The following is a 26,110-nucleotide window of genomic DNA, read 5'->3' on the forward strand; positions in this document are numbered from 1 at the left end:
TCCCTTGTCCCTGAGGCGCGGCCTGTGTGACAACAGGCAAGAAATTTGCGCGCCAAGCTACGGTTTACGCAGAGGAAGGCGGCCCATACGCTTTGTTTCACCCTTTAACATAGCGTGGTTTCCCGTTTCATGCCGCCCGATGCCCTGCTTTTCAGAGCAGGCCCAGCGCCACGTGGGCATCGCCACTGCCTATGCTTGCTATTATATCGCACACTATATATATTGGAACCATGAACAGACATCCTGACGATTCGCTGCCCGACCTGCCGCTGCTGCACCTCGACCAGCAGATGTGCTTTGCGCTCTACTCCGCCAATCTGGCGTTGAACAAGGTCTACCGCAAGCTGCTGGCGCAGCTCGGCCTGACCTACCCGCAATATCTGGTGATGCTGGTGCTGTGGGAGCGCGAGGGGATTACGGTCTCAGAAATTGGCGAGCGGCTATTTTTGGACTCCGCCACCCTGACCCCGCTGCTGAAGCGGCTGGAGGCAGCGGGCCTGCTGTCGCGCCGCCGGGCAGCCAGCGATGAGCGACAGGTGCTGATTAGCCTGACCGACGCTGGCCGGGCATTGCGCCAACAGGCGCAGGCAGTACCCGAGGCAGTGGCCTGTGCGGCCGAGTGCGATGTCGAAGAGTTGAACGCCATTAAGCAACAGCTTGAGCTGCTGCGCGGCAAGCTGTTGAAACGCACCTGAACCTTTGGGCGGCCCGCTACCGGGTCGCCCAACGCAAAAGCATGGGATGTCTGCCACTAATTAAATAGTGTGCGATTAAGTCGTTTATTATATCGAGGGCGGCCACGGCCGCAACCCAGCCAAAAAAAGGAAAATATTATGTCTATCGAGAAAGTGATCTACCGCGCCCATGCAAAAGCCACCGGCGGCCGCGATGGCCGAGCCACCTCCTCTGACGGCGTGCTGGACATCAAACTGGGCGTGCCGAAAGAGATGGGCGGCATGGGCGGGGAGGCCACCAACCCGGAGCAGCTGTTTGCTGCCGGCTACTCTGCCTGCTTCCTCGGCGCGCTGAAATATGTGGCGTCACAAGAGAAGGTGAAGATCCCGAACGAGGCGCAGATTGAAGGTACCGTGGGCATCGGCCCGGTGCCGACCGGGTTTGCGATTGAAGTGCAGCTCGACATCAGCCTGCCGGGCGTAGAGCGCAGCATCGCTGAAGATCTGGTGAAAAAGGCGCACATTGTCTGCCCTTACTCCAATGCCACCCGCGGCAACATCGACGTCACCCTTAACATTAAATAAGCCATTGCTGGCCAGATAGTAAGCGTGATAATTAAAAAGGAGGGGCGCTCCCCTCTTTTTTTATCAACTCCCTGTTTTAATGCCTTTTCCCCGCTTTTTGCCGCATTTTCCTCAGAATATTCCTGAACAGATATCAAAAAACGTACTTATTTTGCAGCTAAGTGAACCGGTTGTGATCAATAATGTCCGATTATTTTAGATTCTAAATACCATCCGGGGCTTATTTAATACATGAATAGAGTTAATTCTCTATCGCAACAAACGCTTTCTCTGTTGTTAGCGATCTATATCGGCATTTTCCTGAATTTTTCCGTTTTTTACCGTCGTTTCGATGATATGACCCGCGATGTCCACGCCATAAAAATGATCTCTGCGGTCACAGAGGTGCTAGCCATCGTCTTGTTTACCTTTTTTGTCATGCGCATGGTGTCGCTGGGCGGCAAGCTGTTCTACCGCGTGATGGCATCGCTGCTGGTGCTGGTCTCGGTGGCCGCCAGCTACTATATGACCTTCTTCAACGTGGTCATTGGCTACGGCATTATTGTGTCGGTGATGACCACGGACGTCGATCTGTCGAAAGAGGTGATTGGTTACCACTTCCTGCTGTGGATGGCGGCGGTCAGCGCCCTGCCGCTGCTGCTGATCTGGAAAAACAACCTGAGCCATACTCTGATTGAGCAGATCAAAACGCCCGGCCAGCGCCTGAAACCGCTGGCACTGCTGCTGGGCGTCGGGCTGCTGGTGTGGCTGCCGCTGCGCCTGCTCGACATGGAGCAGTCGGCCAATGAGAAAGTGACCAACATCGACCTGCCGAGCTACGGCGGGGTGGTGGCGCACTCCTACCTGCCTTCCAACTGGCTGGCGGCCCTCGGCCTGTTCGCCTACACCCAGTATGATGAGAGCCAGGACGCCGACGACCTCGCCGATCCGGCCAAGCAGTTTACCTACGTGCCACCGGCCGGGCTGGATGACACCTACGTAGTGTTTATCATTGGCGAGACCACCCGCTGGGATCACATGGGCCTGCTGGGCTACAGCCGCGACACCACGCCGCGCCTGTCAAAAGAGAAGAATCTGGTCGCCTTCAAGGGCGTCTCCTGCGACACCGCCACCAAACTCTCGCTGCGCTGCATGTTCGTGCGTGAGGGCGGGGTGGAGGATAACCCGCAGCGCACGCTGAAGGAGCAGAATGTCTTCGCGGTGATGAAGTCCCTCGGCTTCACCTCGGAGCTGTTCGCCATGCAGAGCGAGGTGTGGTTCTACAACAACACCAACCCGGATAACTTCTCCTTCCGTGAGCTGATCGCCTCGGAGAAGCGCAATGACGGCAAACCGGTGGATGACATGCTGCTGGTCAATGAGATGAGCGAGTCGCTGAAGCGCTACCCGCATGGCAAGCACCTGATCGTGCTGCACACCAAAGGCTCGCACTATCTCTACTCCCAGCGCTATCCGCGTGAGTACGCCCGCTATACGCCGGAGTGCATGGGCATTGACCAGTCGTGCAGCAAGCAGCAGTTGCTCAACGCCTTCGATAACAGCGTGCTCTATACCGACAGCTTTATCGACAACGTGATTGATCAGGTGCGCGACAAGAAGGCGCTGGTGTTCTACGCCGCCGACCACGGCGAATCGATTGAGGAGAACGCCCACTTCCACGGCACCCCGCGCGAGATGGCTCCGGCCGAGCAGTTCCGCGTGCCGCTGATGGTCTGGGCATCAGACAGCTTCCTGTCGCAGCCAGAGCACCGCAGCGCCTTCGAGCAGTTGCAGGCGCAGCAGCGCATCGGCGTAACCCACCACCACACCGAGCTGTTTGATACCATCCTGGGCTGCATTGGCTTCACCTCGCCGGATGGCGGCATCAACCAGAAAAATAACTGGTGCCACCTGCCGGGCCAGTGACATTTGTTGTCGTGGTGAATTAATAAACAGTTGATGGATGGGTGAGAAAAAAGGGATTGACGACATAGGCGTAGCGGAAGTAAGATGCGCCCCGCACTCTCGGTGAGTGGCGCAGCCTGGTAGCGCACTTCGTTCGGGACGAAGGGGTCGGAGGTTCGAATCCTCTCTCACCGACCAAATTCTGATTCACGGTTCCCGACCCGTGAAATAAAAAACCCGCAACCTCTGGTTAGCGGGTTTTTTGTTGCCTGCAATTTTCTACTGCTGCTCCATCTAAAAACGATTTGTCTGGAAAAAACGGGTGCATAGAGGCTCCCCAGACAACAGGCGGGGCAAGCCCCGCCTTGATTGCTTATTCACGATCGGCTTCGTAGGCCAGTATCGCTGCCACACTTATTCCGTCATATTCAATGTGCAATTCACAGAGCGAACGGCGCACCAAAAAAGTAAAGAGTAAAACCGTGACACAAATAACGGTTAACCCAATCAGAAATCGTTGTGACATATTTGCCTCTCCTTGAAAGCAGATAGGGATGAGGCTACAATCACCTTGTCTAGGGGTGATTGGTAGCCTCACATGGATTGCATATCATGTGGGGCAACTCCACCGCCTGACTGATACCCAAGCCAGACAGCCTCGAGCACCCGCCGCGCACTATACTCCCTCTTTTCATCGACTTGCCACTCCGGTAGGCGTTATTTCCATGACATTTTTTTATTGCCGATTCATTAATTTATTTATTATTTCATTGCTGCGTAATGGGTATTACGAGAACGCGTAACAGGAATTGGAAATAAGTGATTGAAGGCGGGATTAAATAAGGAAGAAGTAGGGATGGAAATAAAAAGCCGCCCGTAGGCGGCTAGTGGAAATATCAGGCGTGGGCGGTGTTATGCACCACACGGCGTGCTTGTTCCATGCTGAGGTGGTGCTGCTGCATCTCGAGCATCAGCTGGCCAGTGGTGCGTTCACGGCCGGTGGCGACCACGGCGACCAACTGCTCTTTCAGGCCATAGAGCGCAATGAAGTTTTTCTCCTCCAGCGATCCAATCAGATCGATCTGATCCCACTTCTCCGGATGGCCCAGATAGTCGTAGCGGGTGCCGTAGTGCTGCGTCCAGAAGAAGGGGATGCGGTCGAAAGGCTCGTTGCCGCCCAGCATATTAACCGCCGCCACGCGCCCCTGCTGCTGGGCCACGCGCCAGTGCTCGATGCGGATTGGCCGCCCCTCATAGGGGAAGGTGGCGATGTCGCCGACGGCATAGATATTGTCGGCCGCCGCCATCTGCTCATTGACCTGCAAACTGCCATCCTCGGCCAGCGGCAGGTCGTGGATGAAGGAGGTAACCGGCTCAATGCCGGTGGCCAACAGCACCAGATGGGTCGGGACGCGCCTGCCATCCTCCAGCACCACTGCCTCGACGCGCTCGCCGCCCTCGAAAGCCGCCGCCTTGCCGTCGATGAAGTTCACGCCCTGCGCCTCATGCAGCTGGCGGAAATAGTGGGCGATGCGCGGGCCGAACTGGGTCTCGAATGGTAGCGGGTGCGGGGCGATGACCGTGACCGCTATACCGCGTTTGCGCAGCGCGGCGGCCATCTCCATGCCGATAAAGTTACTGCCGACAATCACCAGCTCCTTCAACGTATCCACCGCGTGCAGCAGTGTCTTCTCATGCTGGAGATTGCGCAGCACGTGGATGCCGCTGAGCTGCACGCCGGGCAGATCCGGCACCTGTGGCTTGCCGCCGCTGGCAATCAGCAGCTTATCGAACGGGATGCGGCGCTGGTTCTCCAGCACCACTATCTGGTTCTGGCTGTCGATGTGCGCCACCTGTGCCACCAGCCGCTCAACATGGGTGTCCTCGGTGACCTCGTCGTCCAGCAGTGCGGGCACCTCATCCACCTTCATCTGCCCCATCGGCACAAACTTGCTCAGGGCGGTGCGGTCATAGCCAGCCTGCTTTTCGCGGTCGATGACCACAATTTTGCCAGCGTAGTCGCGCTCATGCAGGGCGGCCAGCGCCGCGCTACCCGCCGCGCCGGAGCCAATGATCACTAGCGTGCCGCGGTCGCCGACGTCTTCCGGCGTCACCGGCGGCTGCGACGCCTGCGGATCGACCCAGACCATGCCGTTCTCCACCTTCACCGCATAGCGTGTCAGCCCCTCCAGCGCCGGTGGCTCCATCAGCTGCCCATCATCCAGCGAGTAGACCGCCTTATGCCACGGGCAGACCAGCTGGCCGTCGCAGATGGCCCCCTCCGCCAGCGGCGCGCCAGCATGGGGGCAGGTAGCCTGGAAGGCGTTAACGCGATCGCCACGCTTCACCAGCATGATCTTAGTGTCATCCAGAGTGATGGATTTGGGTTGGCTGTCGGTCAGTGCCGACAGCGCCAGGGCCTGTTGGTATGCCATGACATGCTCCTTGGGTTGCAGGGGGGAGTGGCTGTCCGGGGTTACGCTTGCTTGGGCTGGCCGTTGGAGGCCGTGATACCGCCATCAACCGGCAAGTTGACGCCTGTGACGTAACGGGCATCGTCACTCGCCAGGAAGGCGATCACCGCCGCCACCTCGTCGGGCTGGCCGGGACGGCCGAGCGGAGTACGTTTGCGGAACTCCGCCAGCAGCGGCTCATTCTCTTTGATGTCAGAGGCCATCGGCGTGATGATCAGGCCGGGACAGACGGCGTTGACGCGCACCTTGTCCGCACCCTGATCCATCGCCAGCGAGCGGGTGAAATTGGTGACGCCGCCCTTGGCTGCGTTATAGAAGCTCATGCCCCAGTCACCGCCCAGCCCCGACACAGAGGAGACGTTGACGATATTGCCTTGGCTCTTGATCAGCGCGGGCATAAAGTAGCGGCAGCTGTGGAAGACGCCATACAGGTCAACCTTGATCGCCTTCTCCCAATCCGCGTAATCGCCCTCATGCACCCGGCCCTGTGCGGCCACGCCAGCATTGTTGACCACGACATCCACCCGTCCATATTTTTTCAGCACCTCGTCCACCAGCTGCTCCACCTCGTCCGCTTCGGCCATGTCGGTCGCGCGCACCAGGTGGTCGCCGCCCTCAAGACTCTTAAGGGTGGCCTGCAACTTCTCCTCTGTGCGGCCGACCAGCACCACAGTCGCCCCTTCAGAAGCGAAACGCTGGGCGGTGGCCTCACCGATGCCGGAGCCTGCCCCCGTGACGACGACGACTTTCTTGCTGAATCGTTGCATATTGCCTCCTTTCTCTGTGGATGGGCGCAAAGCCCGCAAAAAACACCTGATGTTTATAAGCCTAGCAAAGTCATCGGCGCGATCCGGCTTAGGCAGGGAAAATGGGCGGTAAGCGGCTGTTTTGCAGTAGAAATAAATTTTTAAAAAGTGTGAATGAGAGGAAAATGTTGGCAATCCCACGGCCACCTAGGGAAGCGACGCTACCGGCCACTGGCTGCCAGCATCGACAGCAGCCGCAGCAGATTCTCCGGCATGCCTTAGCGTAGGCTAAATGAGAAGTTTTTTCGTTTCGCGCTGAATGTCGCTGTTATCAATTTTACTTATGGCTGGGCGCCTGACTCTTTCGGGTTAGCCATCAGCATTTTCAGCTGAAATTTCCACCTTTCTCCCCGATAAGCGTTCAGATAATCACCATTCGGCAAGAAAATTTTTTAGTTTTTTAACGGGTGAAACGACCAGCGACAAACTGTTACAGCCAGATAATTCGCCAGCTCCTGACTTTGTGCTGCCATATTGTCCGGTAGATGTTAGGAAACAGTTTTTTTTATGTTTGTTTGCTGTTTCTCACACTCTACGCAAATCCCCACTGGTTATATTGACGTCACCCTCAACAGTTGCCAAATTGGTAGCCTCAGGGGTATGACCAGTGGATAGTTTGGGTGAATTCCACGCACCTAGATCCGCCGGGAAACGTTTTCACCGGCACCCGCACCGTATTCCTTCAGGCGTCTCCCTGACGCCACGCCCAGAGCCGACCACCGACAAAAACATTACAGGCCGGCCTGTATAAAAACACACAACACCACATCACAATCTATGGAGTTACGCGATGAGAATCTCCTTGGGAAAATCAGGGTTACTTAAGTTCAGCATGGGCCTGCTGGCGCTGTCCGTGGCGGCTGGCGTGCAGGCAAAAACCCTGGTCTACTGCTCTGAAGGCTCGCCGGAAGGCTTTAACCCACAGCTCTTTACCTCTGGCACCACCTATGACGCCAGCTCCGTGCCGATCTATAACCGTCTGGTGGAGTTCAAAATCGGCACCACCGAGATCCAGCCCGGTCTGGCCGAGAAGTGGGACGTCAGTGAAGATGGCAAAACCTACACCTTCCACCTGCGTCAGGGTGTGAAGTGGCAGAGCAGCAAGGAGTTCAAGCCGACGCGTGACTTCAACGCCGACGACGTACTCTTCTCCTTCAATCGCCAGAAAGATGAAAACCACCCGTACCATAAAGTCTCCGGCGGCAGCTACGAGTACTTCCAAGGCATGGGGATGCCAGACCTGATCAACAAGGTCGAGAAGGTGGATGACCACACGGTGCGCTTCGTGCTGAACCGCCCGGAGTCGCCGTTCCTCGCCGATCTGGCGATGGATTTCGCCTCCATCATGTCTGCTGAGTATGCCGACAACATGCTGAAGGCGGGCACCCCGGAGAAGATCGACCTCAACCCGATCGGCACCGGCCCGTTCCAGCTGCTGCAATACCAAAAAGATTCGCGCATCCTCTACAAGGCGTTTGAGGGCTTCTGGGGCACCAAGCCGCAGATCGACCGTCTGGTCTTCTCCATCACGCCGGACGCCTCGGTGCGTTACGCCAAGTTGCAGAAGAATGAGTGTCAGGTGATGCCGTACCCGAACCCGGCGGACATCGCATCGATGAAGAACGACAAATCGATCAACCTGATGCAGCAACCGGGGCTGAACGTCGGCTATCTCTCGTTCAACGTCGAGAAAAAGCCGCTGGATAACGTCAAGGTGCGTCAGGCGCTGAGCATGGCGGTCAACAAGAAAGCGATCATTGACGCGGTCTATCAGGGCGCGGGCCAGTCGGCCAAGAACCTGATCCCGCCGACCATGTGGAGCTACAACAACGACATTCAGGACTACGCCTACGACCCGGAAAAAGCCAAGGCGCTGCTGAAAGAGGCCGGTATGGCGGATGGCTTCAGCATCGACCTGTGGGCGATGCCGGTACAGCGCCCCTACAACCCGAACGCGCGCCGTATGGCGGAGCTGATTCAGGCGGACTGGGCGAAAGTGGGCGTGAAGGCCAAGATCGTCACCTATGAGTGGGGCGAGTACCTGAAGCGCGCCAAAGATGGCGAGCACCAGACGGTGATGATGGGCTGGACTGGCGACAACGGGGATCCGGATAACTTCTTCGCCACCCTGTTCAGCTGTGATGCAGCCAAGCAAGGATCGAACTACTCTAAATGGTGTTACAAGCCGTTTGAGGATCAGATCCAGCCGGCCCGCGCCGAAGCCGATCACAACAAGCGCATCGAGTACTACAAACAGGCGCAGGTCGTGATGCATGATCAGGCCCCGGCGCTGATTATCGCCCACTCCACCGTGTACGAGCCGGTACGCAAAGAGGTGAAGGGCTACGTTGTTGACCCGCTGGGCAAACACCACTTCGAGAACGTCTCCATGGAGTGATGCCGTCCTCGCCCGCCAGGGCGCATGACGGCATCCGGCGCGGGCCGCCCCCGCGCCGCTCCCGGATAGGCCGGCGCAGCCCGGCCCCGTCGAGGGATCGAACTATTTTGTGACCTGTTGGGGTGTGGCTTCCCGCCGCGCCCGATTCAGATGTGAGCCTTGTCCAAGCCTGGGGAGCCGTGGTTCCCCGGGCCTTCTATACAGAGAGTTCGGGTTATGTTGCAGTTCATACTCCGGCGTTTGGGACTGGTTATCCCAACGTTTATCGGTATCACCCTGCTGACCTTCGCCTTCGTCCACATGATCCCCGGCGACCCGGTGACCATTATGGCCGGCGAGCGCGGCATCTCCGCTGAGCGCCACGCGCAGCTGATGGCAGAAATGGGACTGGATAAGCCCCTCTACCAACAATATTTCCACTATGTCGGCGCGGTGTTGCAGGGCGACCTCGGCATCTCGTTGAAGAGCCGCATCCCGGTGTGGGATGAGTTCGTGCCGCGTTTCTTCGCCACGCTGGAGTTGGGCATCTGCGCGATGCTGTTCGCGGTGGTGGTCGGCATCCCGGTCGGGGTGCTGGCGGCGGTCAAGCGCGGCTCGGTATTTGACCACACCGCCGTTGGCATCTCGCTGACTGGCTATTCAATGCCGATTTTCTGGTGGGGCATCATGCTGGTGATGCTGGTTTCGGTGCAGCTGAACCTGACGCCGGTCTCCGGCCGCATCAGCGACACCGTGTTCCTCGACGACACCCTGCCACTCACCGGCTTCATGCTGATCGACACCTTTATCTGGGGCGAACCGGGCGACTTCACCGACGCGGTGATGCACATGATCCTGCCAGCCATCGTGCTCGGCACCATCCCGCTGGCGGTGATCGTGCGCATGACCCGCTCCTCGATGCTGGAGGTGCTGGGCGAGGACTATATCCGCACCGCGCGCGCCAAGGGCGTCAGCCGGATGCGGGTGATCATCGTCCACGCGCTGCGCAACGCCATGCTGCCAGTGGTGACGGTGATTGGCCTCCAGGTCGGCACGCTGCTGGCGGGCGCGATCCTGACGGAAACCATCTTCTCCTGGCCGGGGCTGGGACGCTGGCTGATCGATGCGCTGCAACGCCGTGACTATCCGGTGGTGCAGGGCGGGGTGCTGCTGATCGCCACCCTGATTATTCTGGTTAACCTGCTGGTAGACGTGCTCTACGGCGTGGTTAACCCCCGTATCCGACACAAGAAATAGGGGGCGCACATGTCTCAAATCAGTGAGCCAGTCGGCACCGAATCCCAGCGCGGCACCGCGCCGGTGCCCATGACCCCGATGCAGGAGTTCTGGCACTACTTCAAACGCAACAAGGGCGCGGTGGTGGGCCTCGCCTATATCATCCTGATGCTGGTGGTGGCGCTGGGCGCGGGCTTCCTTGCGCCGCATGCGCCAGCGGAGCAGTTCCGCGACGCGCTGCTGAAGCCGCCGGTCTGGCAAGAGGGCGGCAGCTGGCAGTTCCTGCTCGGCACCGATGACGTGGGCCGCGATGTTCTGTCGCGCCTGATGTATGGCGCGCGCCTGTCGCTGCTGGTGGGCTGTCTGGTGGTGGTGCTGTCGTTGATCATGGGCGTGGTGCTCGGCCTGCTGGCCGGTTACTTCGGCGGCATGTTGGACATCATCATCATGCGCGTGGTGGACATCATGCTGGCATTGCCGAGCCTGCTGCTGGCGCTGGTGCTGGTGGCGATCTTCGGCCCCTCCATCGTCAACGCCTCGCTGGCGCTGACCTTCGTGGCGCTGCCGCACTATGTGCGCCTGACGCGCGCGGCGGTGCTGGTGGAGGTCAACCGCGACTACGTCACCGCCTCACGCGTGGCGGGCGCGGGCGCGATGCGCCAGATGTTCGTCAATATCCTGCCCAACTGCCTGGCACCGCTGATCGTGCAGGCATCGCTGGGCTTCTCCAACGCCATCCTCGATATGGCGGCGCTGGGCTTCCTCGGCATGGGCGCGCAGCCGCCGACGCCAGAGTGGGGCACCATGCTGTCCGATGTGTTGCAGTTCGCGCAGAGCGCCTGGTGGGTCGTGACCTTCCCCGGCCTGATCATCCTGCTGACGGTATTGGCATTCAATTTGATGGGGGATGGCCTGCGTGACGCCCTTGACCCCAAACTCAAGCAGTAGGAGGACGCGATATGTCTGCAACCGAAATTTTGACTGAGGCGCCCGCGCCTTCCGCCGCGGCGGGCAAGCCCCTGCTGACCGTGGATCAGCTCTCCGTGCACTTTGGCGACAGCGCGGCGCCGTTCCGCGCCGTGGATCGCATCAGCTATCAGGTGGCGCAGGGGCAGGTGATCGGCATCGTCGGCGAGTCCGGCTCCGGCAAATCCGTCAGTTCGCTGGCGATCATGGGGCTGATCGACTTCCCTGGCAAGGTGATGGCCGAACGGCTGGCATTTAACGGCCATGACCTCCAGACGATGAGCGAGAAGCAGCGCCGCCAGCTGGTGGGTTCCGAAGTGGCGATGATCTTCCAGGACCCGATGACCAGCCTCAACCCCTGCTACACCGTCGGCTACCAGATTATGGAGGCGCTGAAGGTGCATCAGGGCGGCAGCAAAAAGACCCGCCGTCAGCGCACCATTGACCTACTGACGCAGGTGGGCATTCCCGACCCGGCCTCGCGGCTGGATGTCTACCCGCACCAGCTCTCTGGCGGCATGAGCCAGCGCGTGATGATCGCGATGGCCATCGCCTGCCGGCCCAAGCTGCTGATCGCCGATGAGCCGACCACCGCGCTGGACGTGACCATTCAGGCGCAGATCATTGAGCTGCTGCTGGAGCTGCAACAGCGCGAGAACATGGCGCTGATTTTGATCACCCACGATTTGGCGCTGGTGGCCGAGGCGGCACACCAGATCATCGTGATGTATGCCGGGCAGGTGGTGGAGGTGGGCAAGGCGGAGGAGATCTTCCGCGCGCCGCGCCACCCCTACACGCAGGCGCTGCTGCGCGCCCTGCCGGAGTTCGCCGCCGACAAGGCGCGGCTGGCCTCGCTGCCGGGCGTGGTGCCGGGCAAATATGACCGCCCGACCGGCTGCCTGCTCAACCCGCGCTGCCCCTACGCCACCGACCACTGCCGCGCCGTGGAACCGGCCCTGCGCCAGATCCCTGGCCGGCAGTCCAAATGCCACTACCCGCTCGATGACGCCGGGAGACCGACCTATGACCAATAATGCGCCACTGTTGCAGGCGATTGACCTGAAAAAGCACTACCCCGTAAAACGCGGGATGTTCGCGCCGGAGCGGATGGTGAAGGCGCTGGATGGCGTCTCCTTCACCCTGGAGCGCGGCAAGACGCTGGCGGTGGTGGGCGAGTCCGGCTGTGGCAAATCGACCCTTGGCCGCCTGCTGACGATGATTGAGACACCGACCGGTGGCGAGCTTTACTACCAAGGGCAGGATCTGCTGCAACCGGATGTGACGGCTGAGAAGCTGCGCCGCCAGAAGATCCAGATTGTGTTCCAGAACCCCTATGGCTCGCTCAACCCGCGCAAAAAGGTGGGGCAGATTCTGGAGGAGCCGCTGCTGATCAACACGCCGCTGAGCGCCGCCGAGCGGCGGGAGAAGGCGCTGGAGATGATGGCGAAGGTGGGCCTGAAGACCGAGCACTACGATCGCTATCCGCACATGTTCTCCGGCGGCCAGCGCCAGCGCATCGCCATCGCGCGTGGGCTGATGCTCAACCCGGATGTGGTGATCGCCGATGAGCCGGTCTCCGCCCTCGATGTCTCCGTCCGCGCGCAGGTGCTGAACCTGATGATGGATTTGCAGCAGGAGCTGGGCCTCTCCTACGTCTTCATCTCCCACGATCTGTCGGTGGTGGAGCACATTGCCGACGAGGTGATGGTGATGTACCTCGGGCGCTGCGTGGAGAAGGGCACCAAGGAGGCGATCTTCAGCAACCCGCGCCACCCCTATACGCAGGCGCTGCTCTCCGCCACCCCACGCCTCAACCCAGACCATCGGCGCGAACGTATCAAGCTGACCGGCGAACTGCCCAGCCCGCTCAACCCGCCACCGGGCTGCCCGTTCAACGCCCGCTGCCGCCGCGCCTTCCACGTCTGCCCGCAGCAGCAACCGCAGCTCAAGCAGTATGGCGATCAGTTGGTGGCCTGCTTCGCGGTCGATGAGGATGAGAAAGCCCACGCCGAGCAGCTCCCGGCCTGACCTTCCTCCCTCCTTTATAGGGCGCGCGAGCGCCCTTTTTTATGGGCGGTGCCACAATGCACCGATCAAGTAGCGATCAAGTAGAGTGTGACCACACTTCCCACGCCGAGCCGCCCATGCGCTATACGCCGCCCTTTACCCTGACCTCTGAGATCCTTAACCATGTGGCTGACATCAGTACGCTGCTGGGGCAGTGGTCGGTCACGCAAAATAAGATTTTGACGCCGCAGTTGCGCCGTGGAAACCAGATTCGCACCATTCAGGCATCGTTGGCGATTGAGAACAATACGCTATCGCTGGCGCAGGTAACGGCCGTGCTGGAGGGGAAGCGGGTGCTGGGCCTGCCGCATGAGATCCAGGAGGTACGCAACGCCTTCGCGGCTTACCAGCGGCTGATGGCATGGCAGCCGTACCAGATTACGCACCTGCTTCAGGCGCATGGGGTATTGATGCAGGGGCTGGTGGATCATGCCGGCCACTTTCGCCAGAGCGGCGTTGGCATTTACCGGGATAAGCCGTTGATTCATATGCCGCCGCCCGCCGACCGGGTGCCGCTGTTAATGCGCGAGCTGCTGGCATGGTGCGGCGCGACGGATTGCCATCCGCTGGTGGCAAGCTGCGTCTTTCACTATGAATTCGAGTTTATCCATCCCTTTGCGGATGGCAACGGGCGGATGGGGCGGCTATGGCAGTCCCGGTTGCTCAGTGAGTGGCAGCCACTGTTTGCCTTTCTGCCGGTCGAGACCGTGATCAAGACGCGGCAGGAGGAGTACTACGCCGCCCTGTCAGCCGCCGATCGGCAGGCACAGGCCACCCCCTTTATTGCCTTCATGCTGGCTGCCATTCTGGAGGCGATGCGGGAGGTGCAGGCGGTGGCGGAGCCAGCCATCCGCCTGACGCCTGCCGTGCAGGCGCTGCTCCAGACGCTCTACCGCCGCCCGCCGCTGAAAAGCGCCGAGCTGATGGCGGCGCTGGGGCTGCGCCACCGGCCGACCTTCCGGCAAAACGTACTGGAGCCAGCCTTGCAAAGGGGGTGGGTAGCGATGGTCAATCCCGATGCGCCCCGTAGCCCGCAACAGCGTTACTGGCTGACGGCGGCGGGGGATCAGGCGCTCGCCAATTGGCTGGAATAAAAAAGCCGGGCAAGCCCGGCTGTGTTTATTTGACCGACCAGTAGGCGAGCAGCTGGAGGGCGGAGGAGTAGTAGCCGTCGTCATCCTGTAGGGTGTCGGTGACGTTGAAGTCATCGCCCAGCGTGACGTCGCGGATGGCGAGCATTCCCGGTGAGAGGGCGTAGTTGGCCTTGGCGCCGCTCTGCACGTCGATGAAGGCGGGCGTGTTGTCACGCGGGTAACCCTGCCAGTAGTGGACGAAGGGTTGCAGCGCCGGGGTGCCGCGTTCGGCCCAGTTCAGGTAGAGCGGGATGCGCACTGCGTCATAACTGAAGCGCGGCGGCCAGCCCTCGGCGGGGGAGAGGCTGCCATCGGCGCGCAGCGTCACCCAGTCGGTGGGCAGGCCCACCTTGCCAAAGTTCATCTGTTGCAGCAGCTCCAGACAGTCATCGTTCAGCGATTTCCACACCTTCAGGTGGCTGTGCTGGTAGAACGCCTCCCACGCCGGGAATAGAAAGTAGGAGGGGTTCAGCGTCACGTAGCTGGTGTGGTTGAAGCCGTAAATGCCCGGCAGCATCACCGTCTTGCCAGCGAACTCGACCACGTTGTGCTTCACGATCGCCGCCTGCAACTTCTCGGAGGCGCGGGTGTAGGCGGCGTGGTGCCACTTATCGCCCGCCAGCAGCAGCGCCCAAGCCATCAGGATGTCGCCGTCGGCGGCGTTGTTCTTGTCGCCGACCTTCTCTTTGGCGTTCGGGTCAAAGCGCCAGGCGTACAGCCCCACCTCCTTGCGGTAGAGGGTTTTGTCCGCCCACTGGTAGAGGCGGTCAAAGGTGGGGCGGTCATTATTGAAGACCGCCAGCAACATGCTGAATCCCTGTCCCTCGGTGTGGCTGACGCTGCGGTTGGCGGTATCGACAATCCGGCCATCCGGCATCAGGAAGCGGCTTTTGAACTGGTTCCAGCCCTCGCCCTGCGCGCAGGCCAGCGTGGAAAACAGCCCCAGTACCAGAATCAACGCCGCGTGGCGCACTGCTCTCATCATCTTGGTTATCCTAGTAAGCGGCCGCGCCAGGGCGCGCGGCCAAAAGCCAATTACCGTCTGTTGTGGTAGCGGAACCGCAAGGCGCCCTGTGCGTCCGTGCCCTCACTGCGCAACGGCACCTGCGGCTGGCCGCCCTGTGCCTGCAACCAGACGGCGTAGGCCCCCTCCAGCAGCGCGCTGAAGCCCGCCAGCCACTGCACCCGGTCGCCCTGCGGTGCCTGCGGCCAGGCCAGATGCGTCATCGCCAGATCGCGCTCGCCCGGTTCCAGCCGCACTTCACCCCAGTCAAAATCCGCCAGCAGCCGGTTAAGCGCATCCTCCAATTCTCCCACCGTCCGGCAGGCCGGCAGCGGGTGGCAGGCCGCCAGATTGCCGCCCATCAGGCGCAGGAACTGGCGGCCATCCTCGCCCTCGGCGCTCTCCAGCACGCCAGAGAGCAGAACCTGCACCAGATCCTGCCAGCCCGGCACGATCTGCCGGCGCTGGTGGTAGGCGAGTTGTTGGGCGTTCGCGTCTTGCATCAAAGTGTTCATTTGTTATTTCCTGTCCAGCAGGTAGCGGAAGTAGACCTCCGCCCTGCTCTCATTGTAGTCACCAAAGGTGTCATAACCCACCTTGCCGCCGATGATCATGTTGCGGTTGAGGTGGTAGTTGCCAGCCGCGCCCAGGTTCCAGCCGATGCCGCTCTCGCTGCCGCCGCTGTAGTAGGCCTCTTTGCCGTAGCCGTCCGCCACCAGCGACTCCAGCTGTGCCTGCATCGCCGGGTCATCCGGGAAGTAGGCGCTCTTGTCCTTGCTGTAGGACTGGTAGCCGATAGAGGCATTCAGCTTCATGTCCCAGTCATCCATCTTCTGGGTGTACTCCACCGGGAAGGCGACGCTGACATAGTTCTGCGGGCTGAAGTAGCCGCCCTGTCCGTAGCTGAAGTAACTGAGGTTCTTGGCGAAGTCCATGTAGCCGACGTTGACGCCCACTTTCAGCTCGCGATCCTCGGCGCGCAGGGGGCGCATATACAGCCCGGCGTTGGTCTCGATGCTGTGGTTGGAGGCCACGTGGTTGCCGAGGTAGCTGTAGTAGCCCACGCCAGCATAGAACCCGGCATCGCCGTCGTCATAGGAGAGGTTGAGGTTGCCGCCATTCTTGGTCACCTGGCCCCACTTCTTGCCGCTGTAGGTATCTTCGGTGCCGACGTAGGAGAGCAGGCTGTCCGTCACCGCGCGGCGCTCGACGGTGGCCGTCAGCGTGGTGTAGTCACCCAGCTTCGGCGCAATCTGCACGCCGCCCACCAGCGAGTTGAGATCCTGGCCGAGCGGCGTGGAGCCGATGTCCGCCTTATACCCCTCGCCCTGAATCGCCAGCGCCAGCTCAACGCCGGAGGCGTTCTGGTTGCCGGACTCCGGCGCGTCATACTCGTCCGGGTCAACGCCGCTGATGGTGGCATAGGCTGTACAGACATCCGAGGTGGCGTTGGTGGAGCTACAGGTGGCGGAAGAGAGACGGGTCACCTCGCTCTGCAACTCGCCAAGGCTGGCGTAGCTGTCCAGATCCAGCCCGGCCGCCTTGGCGGCTTTGGCAACGGTGTCCTTGGCTGACACCGCCTGCGCCAGTGCGCCCTGCCCGAAGCGGCTGTTGCCGGTGCTGCTACTGCTGCCAGCGCTGAGGGAGATCGGCGTCGCGGTGAAGCTGACGCGCGCGTCGTCAAACGGCACGGCGGAGAAGGTCAGCGGTGCCTTCGCCTCGGTCAGCTGGCTGAGGCCGCTCTCGCCATCGCGCCCACGAATCGACAGCTCGCCCTGTACCCAGGTGGCGACGCGCTCCTGCAAGGTGTCCAGCATCGCGTTCACCTGTTTCAGGGTCGAGGCCTGCTGGGCCAGCTGCGGCGAGGCCGGTGCGCCGGGGATCTGGCCGTAGGGGGTGTCCGCCTGCTGCCACGGCAGCACGCTGCCATATTGTGAGCGGGTGGTGCCGTTGCGGGTCGAGCGGTTGATGAATGGGTTGTCGGTCAGCGCCAGCCCACCGATGGTCGGCGCGTTGTCGGTGCCGCCGAGGCCAATCATTTTGCCCTTAGCGGAGCGCAGCAGCGCCAGCGCCTGATCGTGATCGCCATCGGCCTCGGCCAGCCGCGCCGCCTGCAACAGGCGTTGCGGGGTGCGCGGCCCGGTGAAGCCCGCCATCAGCATCCGCGCCTGATCGAGGTCGCCCTGCGCCAGCGCCACCTCCACCGCCCCCTCACGCGCCTCCTGCGACGGCGTGTCGCGCGGCAGCAGCCAGGCGTAGACCTTGCCCGCCTCGTCATTCATTTTGCCGGACTGGTAGAGGCGCGCCATCGCCAGCATCAGGTCGCGGTTCTGCGGATCCTGTTGCAGCGCGACAATCAGCCGGTCGTAGGCGGCGGCATTCTGCCCCTGCTCGCGCAGGCGGTCACTCTCATTGATGATGAAGCCGGTGCGCAGGCGCGAAAGCTGCTCTGGCGTGCTGCCGGCCTGCACCGACGGGTTGCTGAGCCAGCTTTCGGCCTCGCTGCCCAGCCCGGTGGCGTTGAGCACCGCGATCTGGTCGGCATAGTCGCCCGCGTTGCCGTGCGCGCCCAACTGCATGTTCTGGCGCACCAGCGCGACAGCGGAGGCACCGTCACCGGCGGCCAGCAATCCCTTCGCCAGCGCGCCCGCGTCGGCCGGGGCGCTGGGCGGGGTCTGGGCGAGGGCATGGAGCGTATTGGCGGCGGCGGTGAGGTTGCCACTCTGCAAATAGGCGTTGGCGGTGACCATCTGCTGGTTGAAGTGCGCCCGCGCCGCCAGCTCACGCATTGCGGCGTTGCGGTTGCGCGCCGGGATGCGCGCCAGCAGGGTGTCAGTGCGCGCCCACTCGCCGCGCTCCGAGGCGAACAGCGCGGCAGCATAAATGCTCTCCTGCGGCGCATCCGGGCTAGTGGCCGGGGCCATCAGCTCATCCGCCTGCTGGTTGTCGCCCAGCTTGCTGAGGATGCGCGCCATGTCCAACCGCAGCCAGATGTTGCCCGGCTGCTTTTCGCGCCCCTGCTGCAACAGCGTCAGCGCGCGTTGCGGGTTGTTGGCCTGCACCGCGGCGGCGGCCTCGCGCCGCAGTGGCTCGATGCTGTCCTTCGCGGGCTGGAGCTGCGCGCGCTGTGCGGCAGGCAGTGATTGCAGCAACTGCTGTGCCTCGCTGCCATTGTTGCCCTGCTGGCGCAGCACAAAGTAGAGGCCGCTTTTGGCGTCGCTGCTCTGGGCATCCTGCGCCAGCACGCGGCGGTAGGCCTGTTCGGCGGCAGGCAGGTCACCCTTGCGGCGCAACAGGTCGGCGCGCAACAGCGTGGCGGCCAGCCCCTGCTTGCCGGGCGCATCGGCCAGCGGCGCGGAGAGGGTGAGGGCGCGGTCGAGTTCACCGGCGTTGGCGGCCTGCCGGGCGGCGGCCAGTTCGGCGTAGAAGTGCGCCTCCTGTGCCTGCGTGCGCCACTGGGCGCTGTTCGGCCCACCCTGCTGCGCGGCGCGCGTCAGGTACTCTTCGGCACCGGCAAAGTTGCCAGCCCGCCCGGCGATGTAGCCGAGGCCTGCCAGCGCGTCGCCGTCATTCGGGTTCGCCGCCAGCACTGACTCAAACTGCGCCTGCGCGCTGCGGGTGTCGCCGCTGTTCAGGGCGGTGAAGCCCTCGCCCTTGGCGGCCGCGCCGAGGTTTTTGCGGAAGTAGGTCATCACGCCATCATCGTTCGGGTGGCGCTGCTGGTATGCCTGATAGAGCGGCTCATCGGACGGCTGCGGGTGCAGCCACAACAGCGCCTGACGCAGGGCGCGATCTGCTTCGCTGTTTTTCGTTGCCAGCCCGTTGAGCAAGCTGATGCCGTCACGGCGGGTCGGCTCCTGATAGGTCATCGCCTTGCCGAGCGCCAGCCGCGCCCCGCCGTTGCCGGGCTGCGCGGCGACGCGCGCTTGCAGGCCACGGATGGCGTCCGGTAGCTGCGCCGGATCGCCAGACATGGTGAGGTAGTACTCATCGGCCAGACTCTCCGGCGGCACGCTGCCGCTGAACAGCGAGCGGTACGCCTCCAGCGCCTGCGTGATGTTGCCGTGCGCCGCCAGTTGGCGCGCATGGGCCAGCTGGGAGGGCGGGATGGACTGCACGGCAATGGCGTTATCGATCGCCTGCAGGCGCGGGTCATCCGGTGCCACCGCGCTCAGTTTCTGGCGCCACGCGGCGGCCGTTGCCTGATCGCCCGCCTGCATCGCGTACAGTGACATCAGGTAGAGCGCCTCCGGGTTGTTGGCGTCCACCATCAGCACTTTTTGCAGCGCGTCCTTCGCCAGCTCGTCGTGGGCCTTCTCATGCCAGTAGGCGGCCTGATCGAACAGCGCCTTCAGCGCCGGGTTGTCATCCGCCGCCAGCGCACTGCTCGGCAGCGTCGCCAGACCGGCGGCGCACAGCGCCAGACGCAGCCGCGAGGGCAGCAGGGAGGCCGGGCGGCGCGGCGGGCAGTTACGGTTGGTCATTCTTCTTCTCCTTGCTGGCAGCGCCACGATATGGGGCCAGACGTTGGGCGGCATGGCGGGCCAGCAGCACATAGAGACTCAGGCCGATGGCGGCGGCGAACAGCACCATCACCAGCGACAGCAACACGATATGTTGGCTGGCGTACCAGACCATCATCAGATACCACGGCAGCTGGCCGACCGGCACCTGCGGGCCGACGCGGAAGCTGCGCACGCCATTCTCATCGGTAATGACGGCCAGATCGCCCCGCACCCCGGCGTTGATGGCGGAGGACTTCAGATCCCCGCGCAGCTTCAGCAGCTCCTGATCGTTGGTGGCCGTTGCCAGCACCACCACCCGGTTGTGTGACCAGCGCGACGGGAAGCTGAGGAAGCCACGCCACGCGTCGGTGGAGGAGAGATAACGATCGGCCTCCATCGGCTTGCGGAACCAGTCGCCGCTGGCCCACGCCTTCAGGTGCGCGAGCGTCCCTGTCTGGCGCACCGTCAGCGCGCCCTTCTCTTGCTGGAACGGCGTGTCGTTAAGCAGCGCGCCGGTGAAGGCCCGCTCGCCGAGCGTTGCCACCGCCAGAATGTCGCGATCTTCCAGCACCGCGCGGTCACGCGGCAGGCCAAACGCCACTTGCACCCGGCTGACCGGCACCCCGGTGGCATTGCCAGCGCGGCCCATCAGCCCCAGCAGCGTGCGCAGCTCCGCCGCGCTCGGTGTGGCTGGCAGCAGCAGCAGGGTCTGCGAGAGATCCGCCAGCCGCGAGAACGGGAACGACGCGCCGACGTAATAGGAGAGGTTCGGCAGCTGCGAGAAGTGGTGCGTGTGCGTCAGGTCAATATAGGAGTCTTCATCAATGCGGCTCTTGATATTGTTGCTGGTCAGCAGGCTGCACGGCGCGTCCTGCTTCGGCGCAATCGCGTAGTAGAAGGAGAGCTGGTTATCGCCATAGATCAGGTAGGGGGCGAGGTGCAGGGTAGTGCTCTCCTGCCGGGTATCGCCGCCCAGATAGCGCCACGCGCTCTCCAGCAGGCCGGTTTTGTTGACCGGCAGATTGCGCAGGAAGGTGCCGTTGATCGAGACGTTAAGCTGCGAGCGATCCTCGTCAATCCAGCTCTCGGTCGGGAAGCGGTAACCCAGCTGCACCGGTACGGTGTCGCCGTCCCACATGAACAGATCGGGCGCGGCGCGGAACGCCACGTGCAGGCTGTCATGGTAGATGCCGTTGGCAACCAGCGCGTCGCTCTCCTTGACCAGCGTGCGCAGCGGCACCGGCTGGCTGGTGCTGATCCAGCGCGGCGCATCATAGGGCTGGTGCACCGGCAGCGTCGCGGCCGTGACCGCCAGCGTGTTCTGGCCTGCCGGCAGCGGCGCGCTCACCAGCCGCCAGGCGGCCTGACGCAGCAGCTGCTCATCACTGCCCAGTACCAGCAACAGTTTATAGAGCGGGTTGATGGGGTTGTCGATCAGTTGCAGCGACGCGCCCTCGGCGGCTGGCAGCGTCAGCGGGCCAATCTGGTCACCCGGTTTACCAAATACGATGCCGTTCTGCTCCGGCAGGCGGCCGAGTGCCACCGGGAAGTCGATGCCACGGTAATCGGCGCGCATTCCCAGCCACGAGGCGACCAGCGCCGCCGCGTTGACCTGCTGCGGTTGCGGCGTCGCGGGGAAGGCGAGGGTCACGTCGGAGCCGGTCATCTGCAACGGGTCGAAGAACGGGCGCGGGAAGTGGCCGAGGTCGCGGCCAATATCCAGCCGCTGTCCCTCAAGCTGGATGCGGCTCTGCGGCAGCACCGTTACCCAGTACTTGTCGGACTGGTCGCGCTCGCACTGCATGGTGTTGCGATCCTGCACCTCAAAGCTCAGGTTGTTGCTCGACACCACCATCGCCGCCGGGATATCCAGCTCATACTCCGCCTCACTGCCGTCACCGGAGAGCAGGATCGCGCCCAATGGCTGGCCGTTGAGCATCAGTTGCAGGCTGGTGTCGCGTGCCAGCAGGGCAGGGGAGACCTTCAGCGCCAGCGTCAGCTTGGCATGGGTGATCACCTGATCCGCTGGCAGCGTGAAGAGGATGCCGGAGCGCAACTGGCCGCCGCCCAGCGTCAGCCCCTTCTGCTGGCCCATCTCCGCGACGCTCAGGCTGCTGGCCGTGCCCTGCACCAGCGGCACGGCAGGCGCGCTGGCGGCAGCGGGCGGGGTGAATGCGGGCATCTCAGCGGGCAGCGCTGCGGGCGTGGTGTCCACCGGGCGCGGCAGGGTGGAGAGAAAATCGGGCGCGGCTGGCTCCGCCTGCCCGTGGGCGAACGGTAACAGGCCGAGCGCGGCGGCGAACAGCGGGCGGCTGCGGCGCAACAGGGTGTTCAGCCTCATGCGGCCTCCTTCTTGGCGGCCGCACGGCGCGCCTGTCGGGAGTGGGTAAACAGCTCCACCACACAGCGCACAATGCCCAGCAGCGAGCGCAGCGGGCGATCCTGCGGATACGGCTCGCTGATCCACGCGTCCGCGCGCGCCAGCACCACGCGCACCAGTTCACGGCGGCGGGAGAGCGGCATCGCGCCAAATTGCAGGCGGAGCACCTCGCTGTCGCCGTTGATCAGGCTGACCGGGATGCAGACCGCGCCGGATTGCAGCAGCAGCTCCACCTCTTCGATCACGTCCTGCTGGTAGCGCTCATCCGGCGTCAGCAGCTTGACGCCGCCCATCGACATATCCACCGTGGTGGTGCGCACGGAGATGCCGCTGGCGTAGTGCACAATGGCCGGCAGGGCGGCGTCGATGCGGATGGTCTTGCGCACCTGGCGCGTCTCCTTGGCGACCGCAATGGCCGCCAGCAGAATCAGCACGCTAAAGCAGGCCCAGGCGATATTCAGCGCCACCACCATCGGGTCAACGTTAAAGTAGCCATGCGCCACCAGGCGCACCACGCCAGCGACGATGCCGATCCCCAGCAGCGTCACCGCAATCAGGTGCGGCTTGACGATGTGGAAGTCAAAGAAGCCGTTGTCGAGCAGGCCGCCCTTGTCGGTCACGTTGAACTTGCCGTGCTTGGGCGAGATCATCGTCAGCAGCGTTGGGATCACCAAGTGGAAGGCCATCACCGTCTCATAGATCTCGCCCCAGAAGGCGTAGCGGTAGCGGCCGTTCATGCGTGAGTTGACGGTGATCGACATCACCAGATGCGGCAGCATGTAGGCGAAGATCAACGACGCCGACGAAGCGATGATGTTCAGGTTGAACAGCAGATAGGCCATCGGCGCGGTCAGGAAGATGACGCGCGGCAGGCCATACTGGAAGTGCAGCATGGCGTTGAGGTAGCAGAGGCGCTGTTGCCAGGTCAGTCCACGGCCAAACAGCGGGTTATCGACGCGGAAGATCTGCGTCATGCCGCGCGCCCAGCGGGTACGCTGGATAACGTGCAGGCCAAGGCGCTCGGTCGCCAGTCCGGCGGCCAGCGGCAGCGCCAGAAAGGCGGAGTTCCAGCCGAGACGCTGCATCTTCAGCGCGGTGTGGGCGTCTTCGGTGACCGTCTCCACCGCGAAGCCACCAATCTCCTCAAGGGCCGAGCGGCGGATCACCGCGCAGGAGCCGCAGAAGAAGGTGGCGTTCCAGTTGTCATTGCCCTGCTGCACCGGGCCGTAGAACAGCGCGCCCTCGTTGGGGATGTGGCGCGCCGCCGACAGGTTGCGCTCAAACGGATCTGGCGAGTAGAAGTAGTGCGGCGTTTGCAGCAGCGCCAGCTTCGGCTCCTTCAGGAAGCTGCCGACCGTGGCCTGCAAGAAGGCACGCGTGGCGACGTGGTCGCAGTCGAAGATGCAGATCAGCTCGCCCTTGGTCAGTGTCATGGCGTGGTTGAGGTTACCGGCCTTGGCGTGGCGGTTGTCATTGCGCGTGATATAGCCGACGCCCGCGTCCGCGGCGAACACCGCGAACTCGTCACGTTTACCGTCATCCAGCACGTAGATCTTCAGCTTCTCTTTCGGGTAGTCAATGCACTGCGCGGCCAGTACGGTGTCGCGCACCACGTCGAGGCTCTCGTTGTAGGTCGGCACATAGATATCGACGGTCGGCCACAGCGAGGTGTCCGCTGGCAGCGGCTCAATGGTGCGCTTGAGCGGCCAGGTGGTTTGCAGGTAGCCGAGCAGCAGGATCACCCAGACATACAGCTCCGCGATGAACAGGCCGATGCCGAGCACCGCCTCAATGGTGGAGTTGAAGTGCAGGGTTTCGGTGGCGCGCCAATAGATGTAGCGCGTGGACATCAGCACCGACATCACCACCATGATGACGCTGATTTTGGTGCGTTTGCTGAACCCGAGCAGGAACAGCATGGCGATGCCCACCAGCCCAAAGATAAATTGCTTGTCGCTGTTCAGCGGCGTGACGATCACCAGCAGGGCGACCGGCAGCAGCAACAGCAGCAACAGGGAGAACACGAGTTTAGTCATGGGTGACGGAACCGTAATCAGTAGGGAGTAGGGGTGATGGCGGGCTGGAACTCCCCATCACCCACCTTGATGTCGAGCAGGGCGGCAATTTTTTTGCTGATCAGCTCAATGTCAAAGGCGGCGGCCGACACCGGGCTGAAGTCCATGATGGCGCGCTGCGAGGCGTTGGCCTCTGGCACGCACTCATCACGGTGCACGGTGCCGAGCAAACGGTCGCCCAGCCGCTGCTCCAGGAACTGGGTCACGTCACGGCTTAGGGTGCGGCGCATGTCAATCTGGTTGACCACCACATGCTGGCCGTGACGGTTGTTGAGCGGCGAGCCAATCAGGCGGTGGGACTCAATCTGTGGCAGCAGCGACAGCGAGGCGGTATCCGCCAGCATCACCACCACGTGCAGGTCGGCCAGCGCTTTCATCGCTTTCAGCGCGGCGCTCGGGCCGGGCGGGAAGTCCGCCAGGATCACCAGCCCAGGGTAGTTGAGCACCGTGTTCAGGCCGCGCGCCAAAAAGCCCGGATCCTGGGCGAGGCGCTGTTCAAAGGCCTCGCGCTGCGCCTCCTCCACCTCGCCATAGGGCAGCACAAAGGTGTTGGAGCCAGCTTTCAGGATGAACTGGCTCCAGTCCGCCGAGGTGGCGGAGTCAGCGACAAAGCCGCGTCCGTCGGTCACCGGCACGCCAAAGTGCAGCCGCAGGGCGTTCTGCACGTCAAAATCAATCACCAACACCTTGGTGCCGCTGCGTGCCAGCGCATAGGCCAGGTTGGCGGTCAGGGTGGTTTTACCAACGCCGCCTTTGGGCGAACAGACACAGACTAACGGCATGTTGCAATCATCTCTAACAGGGGTTGAAGCAGGGTGTCACGGCGCGCGTCGCCCGCTGGGGCAGGGGCACGCTTCTGGCGGAACAGCTGGGTATAGGCTGGCGCGGCTGCCGGGATGGCAGGCGCGGCTGGCTCTGGCGCGGCGGCCGGCTGCGGCACGGGCGTGGCGGGTGGGACCACCACGGCCACAGGTTGCTGGGGAGCCAGCACTGCCAGCAGGCCGGAGGTGGCGAACTCCTGCGCCGGGGCTGCCACCGGCGGTGGCTGGATGGTGCGCTGGCTGCCGCCCGGGGCAGCCGGGGTGTCTGAAAGCTGGCGCAGGATGGCCCAGTTCTGTGCCGGGTTCTCCTTCTCCTGACCAGAAAGCTCCTTGTAATCAATCCCTTCTAAGTGGGTTTTTTCGATGAACCTTTTAATGTCGTCGTAGTTATTCATTATCTTGCCTATACGATGAAGGTGGCTGCCGGAAAAGGTGGCGACAACAACACCAAAAAGAGGGAGGCCATTTCCTGCAGGGGAGAGGGAATCGGATAGCGCCGCTGCGCCCTGTCGCTGGAGCACGCTTAATATATCAGTATCGAAAAAGATTGATAGATGGTCAGTTTTGCAACAAATTGCGTGACTTAGCAGCAGTCAAGTGATTTGCTCTGAGATTAATCTCATTAATCAGGTTAAATACTCCCATAATGTAACTATATGGGATTGGGAAGTGGAAAATGCTAAAAGATAGCCATTCGTCAGCCATGTACGTTAAATATTTTTAATGCTTGATAATAAATGTCAGACCCGTGGCGGCAGGGCGAAAAACCGGTAAAAGCTGACGAAAGCCAGCAAGCGGGGATAACCGCCCAAAAAAGCGAGTTTTCGGTAGAAAAAAGGGCCTGAGTCGGGTTGCGGCAGTCTGAATGGTACGGACTAGTCGCCCGTGAGGTGCGGTCGGCCGCCAGTATGCCTTTTAACAATGAATTTAACTGTTTGTTACTTCCCCGGCTGGCGTATTAACATGGTGGCCGGCCTTGCCGGGCGCACGGCGTCCGGCTGTTGCTCGACGGACTTCATCAACAGGTGATGGGGGCGCCGATAGCGCGGCGCACCCGCGCGGAGTGCGCTTCTCAACTATTTATCGCGACTGGGGTGGGCTAATGGCGGCCCCGGTCTGTGACG

At 62.3% G+C, this 26,110-nt stretch carries 19 protein-coding genes and 1 tRNA gene; 10 read left to right on the forward strand and 10 right to left on the reverse strand.

What is annotated here, in order from left to right; all coding sequences use genetic code 11:
• The first annotated feature begins 230 nt into the window (after window positions 1-230).
• From ACK3SD_RS00365 to ACK3SD_RS00380, 4 genes are all read left to right on the forward strand, one after another.
• The gene (locus ACK3SD_RS00365; protein ID WP_481126401.1) at window positions 231-695 is read left to right on the forward strand and encodes a MarR family winged helix-turn-helix transcriptional regulator; all 465 of its coding nucleotides are present in this window, start codon (window positions 231-233) and stop codon (window positions 693-695) included.
• A gap of 138 nt (window positions 696-833) precedes the next feature.
• Window positions 834-1,259, forward strand: coding sequence for an organic hydroperoxide resistance protein (locus ACK3SD_RS00370; protein ID WP_137761778.1), 426 nt, complete (start codon window positions 834-836; stop codon window positions 1,257-1,259).
• A gap of 231 nt (window positions 1,260-1,490) precedes the next feature.
• Complete coding sequence (gene eptB, locus ACK3SD_RS00375) at window positions 1,491-3,164, forward strand: kdo(2)-lipid A phosphoethanolamine 7''-transferase (RefSeq protein WP_481126402.1); 1,674 nt, start codon at window positions 1,491-1,493, stop codon at window positions 3,162-3,164.
• A 100-nt stretch (window positions 3,165-3,264) separates the two neighbouring features.
• A tRNA-Pro gene (locus tag ACK3SD_RS00380) sits at window positions 3,265-3,341 on the forward strand.
• A 175-nt stretch (window positions 3,342-3,516) separates the two neighbouring features.
• On the opposite strand, the gene ACK3SD_RS00385 is transcribed toward ACK3SD_RS00380, so the two are convergent.
• From ACK3SD_RS00385 to budC, 3 genes are all read right to left on the reverse strand, one after another.
• On the reverse strand, window positions 3,517-3,669 hold the full coding sequence (locus ACK3SD_RS00385; protein WP_481126403.1) for a Hok/Gef family protein: 153 nt from the start codon (window positions 3,667-3,669) through the stop codon (window positions 3,517-3,519).
• A 370-nt stretch (window positions 3,670-4,039) separates the two neighbouring features.
• Window positions 4,040-5,578, reverse strand: coding sequence for an FAD-dependent oxidoreductase (locus ACK3SD_RS00390; RefSeq protein ID WP_481126404.1), 1,539 nt, complete (start codon window positions 5,576-5,578; stop codon window positions 4,040-4,042).
• Window positions 5,579-5,619: 41 nt separating this feature from the next.
• Window positions 5,620-6,384 carry a meso-2,3-butanediol dehydrogenase gene (gene budC, locus ACK3SD_RS00395; protein WP_481126405.1) on the reverse strand — a complete coding sequence of 255 codons (765 nt, stop codon included), beginning with the start codon at window positions 6,382-6,384 and terminating at the stop codon, window positions 5,620-5,622.
• Window positions 6,385-7,213: 829 nt separating this feature from the next.
• Between budC and dppA the strand changes: the two genes are divergently transcribed.
• The 6 genes from dppA (at window position 7,214) to ACK3SD_RS00425 (ending at window position 14,163) form a co-directional block, all read left to right on the forward strand.
• The gene (gene dppA / locus ACK3SD_RS00400; RefSeq protein ID WP_481126406.1) at window positions 7,214-8,821 is read left to right on the forward strand and encodes a dipeptide ABC transporter periplasmic-binding protein DppA; all 1,608 of its coding nucleotides are present in this window, start codon (window positions 7,214-7,216) and stop codon (window positions 8,819-8,821) included.
• A 216-nt stretch (window positions 8,822-9,037) separates the two neighbouring features.
• Window positions 9,038-10,057, forward strand: coding sequence for a dipeptide ABC transporter permease DppB (dppB, locus tag ACK3SD_RS00405; protein WP_137761790.1), 1,020 nt, complete (start codon window positions 9,038-9,040; stop codon window positions 10,055-10,057).
• Window positions 10,058-10,066: 9 nt separating this feature from the next.
• The gene (gene dppC / locus ACK3SD_RS00410) at window positions 10,067-10,984 is read left to right on the forward strand and encodes a dipeptide ABC transporter permease DppC (RefSeq protein ID WP_481126407.1); all 918 of its coding nucleotides are present in this window, start codon (window positions 10,067-10,069) and stop codon (window positions 10,982-10,984) included.
• An 11-nt stretch (window positions 10,985-10,995) separates the two neighbouring features.
• Window positions 10,996-12,036, forward strand: a complete 1,041-nt coding sequence (dppD, locus tag ACK3SD_RS00415) for a dipeptide ABC transporter ATP-binding protein (protein ID WP_137761792.1) — start codon at window positions 10,996-10,998, stop codon at window positions 12,034-12,036.
• Window positions 12,026-13,030 carry a dipeptide ABC transporter ATP-binding subunit DppF gene (gene dppF, locus ACK3SD_RS00420; RefSeq protein ID WP_481126408.1) on the forward strand — a complete coding sequence of 335 codons (1,005 nt, stop codon included), beginning with the start codon at window positions 12,026-12,028 and terminating at the stop codon, window positions 13,028-13,030. Before dppD ends, dppF begins: the two co-directional genes overlap by 11 nt.
• A 56-nt stretch (window positions 13,031-13,086) precedes the next feature.
• A complete protein-coding gene (locus tag ACK3SD_RS00425; RefSeq protein WP_481126409.1) occupies window positions 13,087-14,163 on the forward strand; it encodes a Fic family protein in 1,077 nt (358 codons plus the stop codon).
• Between the two features lie 25 nt (window positions 14,164-14,188).
• On the opposite strand, the gene ACK3SD_RS00430 is transcribed toward ACK3SD_RS00425, so the two are convergent.
• Genes ACK3SD_RS00430 through ACK3SD_RS00460 form a run of 7 tightly spaced genes read right to left on the reverse strand, consistent with a single transcriptional unit; the run spans window position 14,189 to window position 25,381 of the window.
• The gene (locus ACK3SD_RS00430) at window positions 14,189-15,187 is read right to left on the reverse strand and encodes a family 8 glycosyl hydrolase (protein ID WP_481126410.1); all 999 of its coding nucleotides are present in this window, start codon (window positions 15,185-15,187) and stop codon (window positions 14,189-14,191) included.
• A gap of 50 nt (window positions 15,188-15,237) precedes the next feature.
• Window positions 15,238-15,720, reverse strand: a complete 483-nt coding sequence (gene bcsD / locus ACK3SD_RS00435) for a cellulose biosynthesis protein BcsD (RefSeq protein ID WP_481126411.1) — start codon at window positions 15,718-15,720, stop codon at window positions 15,238-15,240.
• A gap of 3 nt (window positions 15,721-15,723) precedes the next feature.
• Window positions 15,724-19,689: a cellulose biosynthesis protein BcsC gene (locus ACK3SD_RS00440; protein ID WP_481126412.1), complete on the reverse strand. Its 3,966-nt coding sequence runs from the start codon at window positions 19,687-19,689 to the stop codon at window positions 15,724-15,726.
• Complete coding sequence (bcsB, locus tag ACK3SD_RS00445; protein ID WP_481126413.1) at window positions 19,676-22,051, reverse strand: cellulose biosynthesis cyclic di-GMP-binding regulatory protein BcsB; 2,376 nt, start codon at window positions 22,049-22,051, stop codon at window positions 19,676-19,678. The genes ACK3SD_RS00440 and bcsB overlap by 14 nt, the downstream gene beginning before the upstream one ends.
• Entirely contained in the window at window positions 22,048-24,126 is a 2,079-nt protein-coding gene (bcsA, locus tag ACK3SD_RS00450) for a UDP-forming cellulose synthase catalytic subunit (RefSeq protein ID WP_481126414.1), read from the reverse strand. Before bcsA ends, bcsB begins: the two co-directional genes overlap by 4 nt.
• Before the next feature lie 17 nt (window positions 24,127-24,143).
• Window positions 24,144-24,947 carry a cellulose biosynthesis protein BcsQ gene (gene bcsQ / locus ACK3SD_RS00455; RefSeq protein WP_481126415.1) on the reverse strand — a complete coding sequence of 268 codons (804 nt, stop codon included), beginning with the start codon at window positions 24,945-24,947 and terminating at the stop codon, window positions 24,144-24,146.
• Window positions 24,938-25,381 carry a hypothetical protein gene (locus tag ACK3SD_RS00460; RefSeq protein WP_481126416.1) on the reverse strand — a complete coding sequence of 148 codons (444 nt, stop codon included), beginning with the start codon at window positions 25,379-25,381 and terminating at the stop codon, window positions 24,938-24,940. Before ACK3SD_RS00460 ends, bcsQ begins: the two co-directional genes overlap by 10 nt.
• Window positions 25,382-26,110 lie beyond the last annotated feature (729 nt).

The organism is Chimaeribacter sp. YP20170169 (assembly GCF_056739715.1).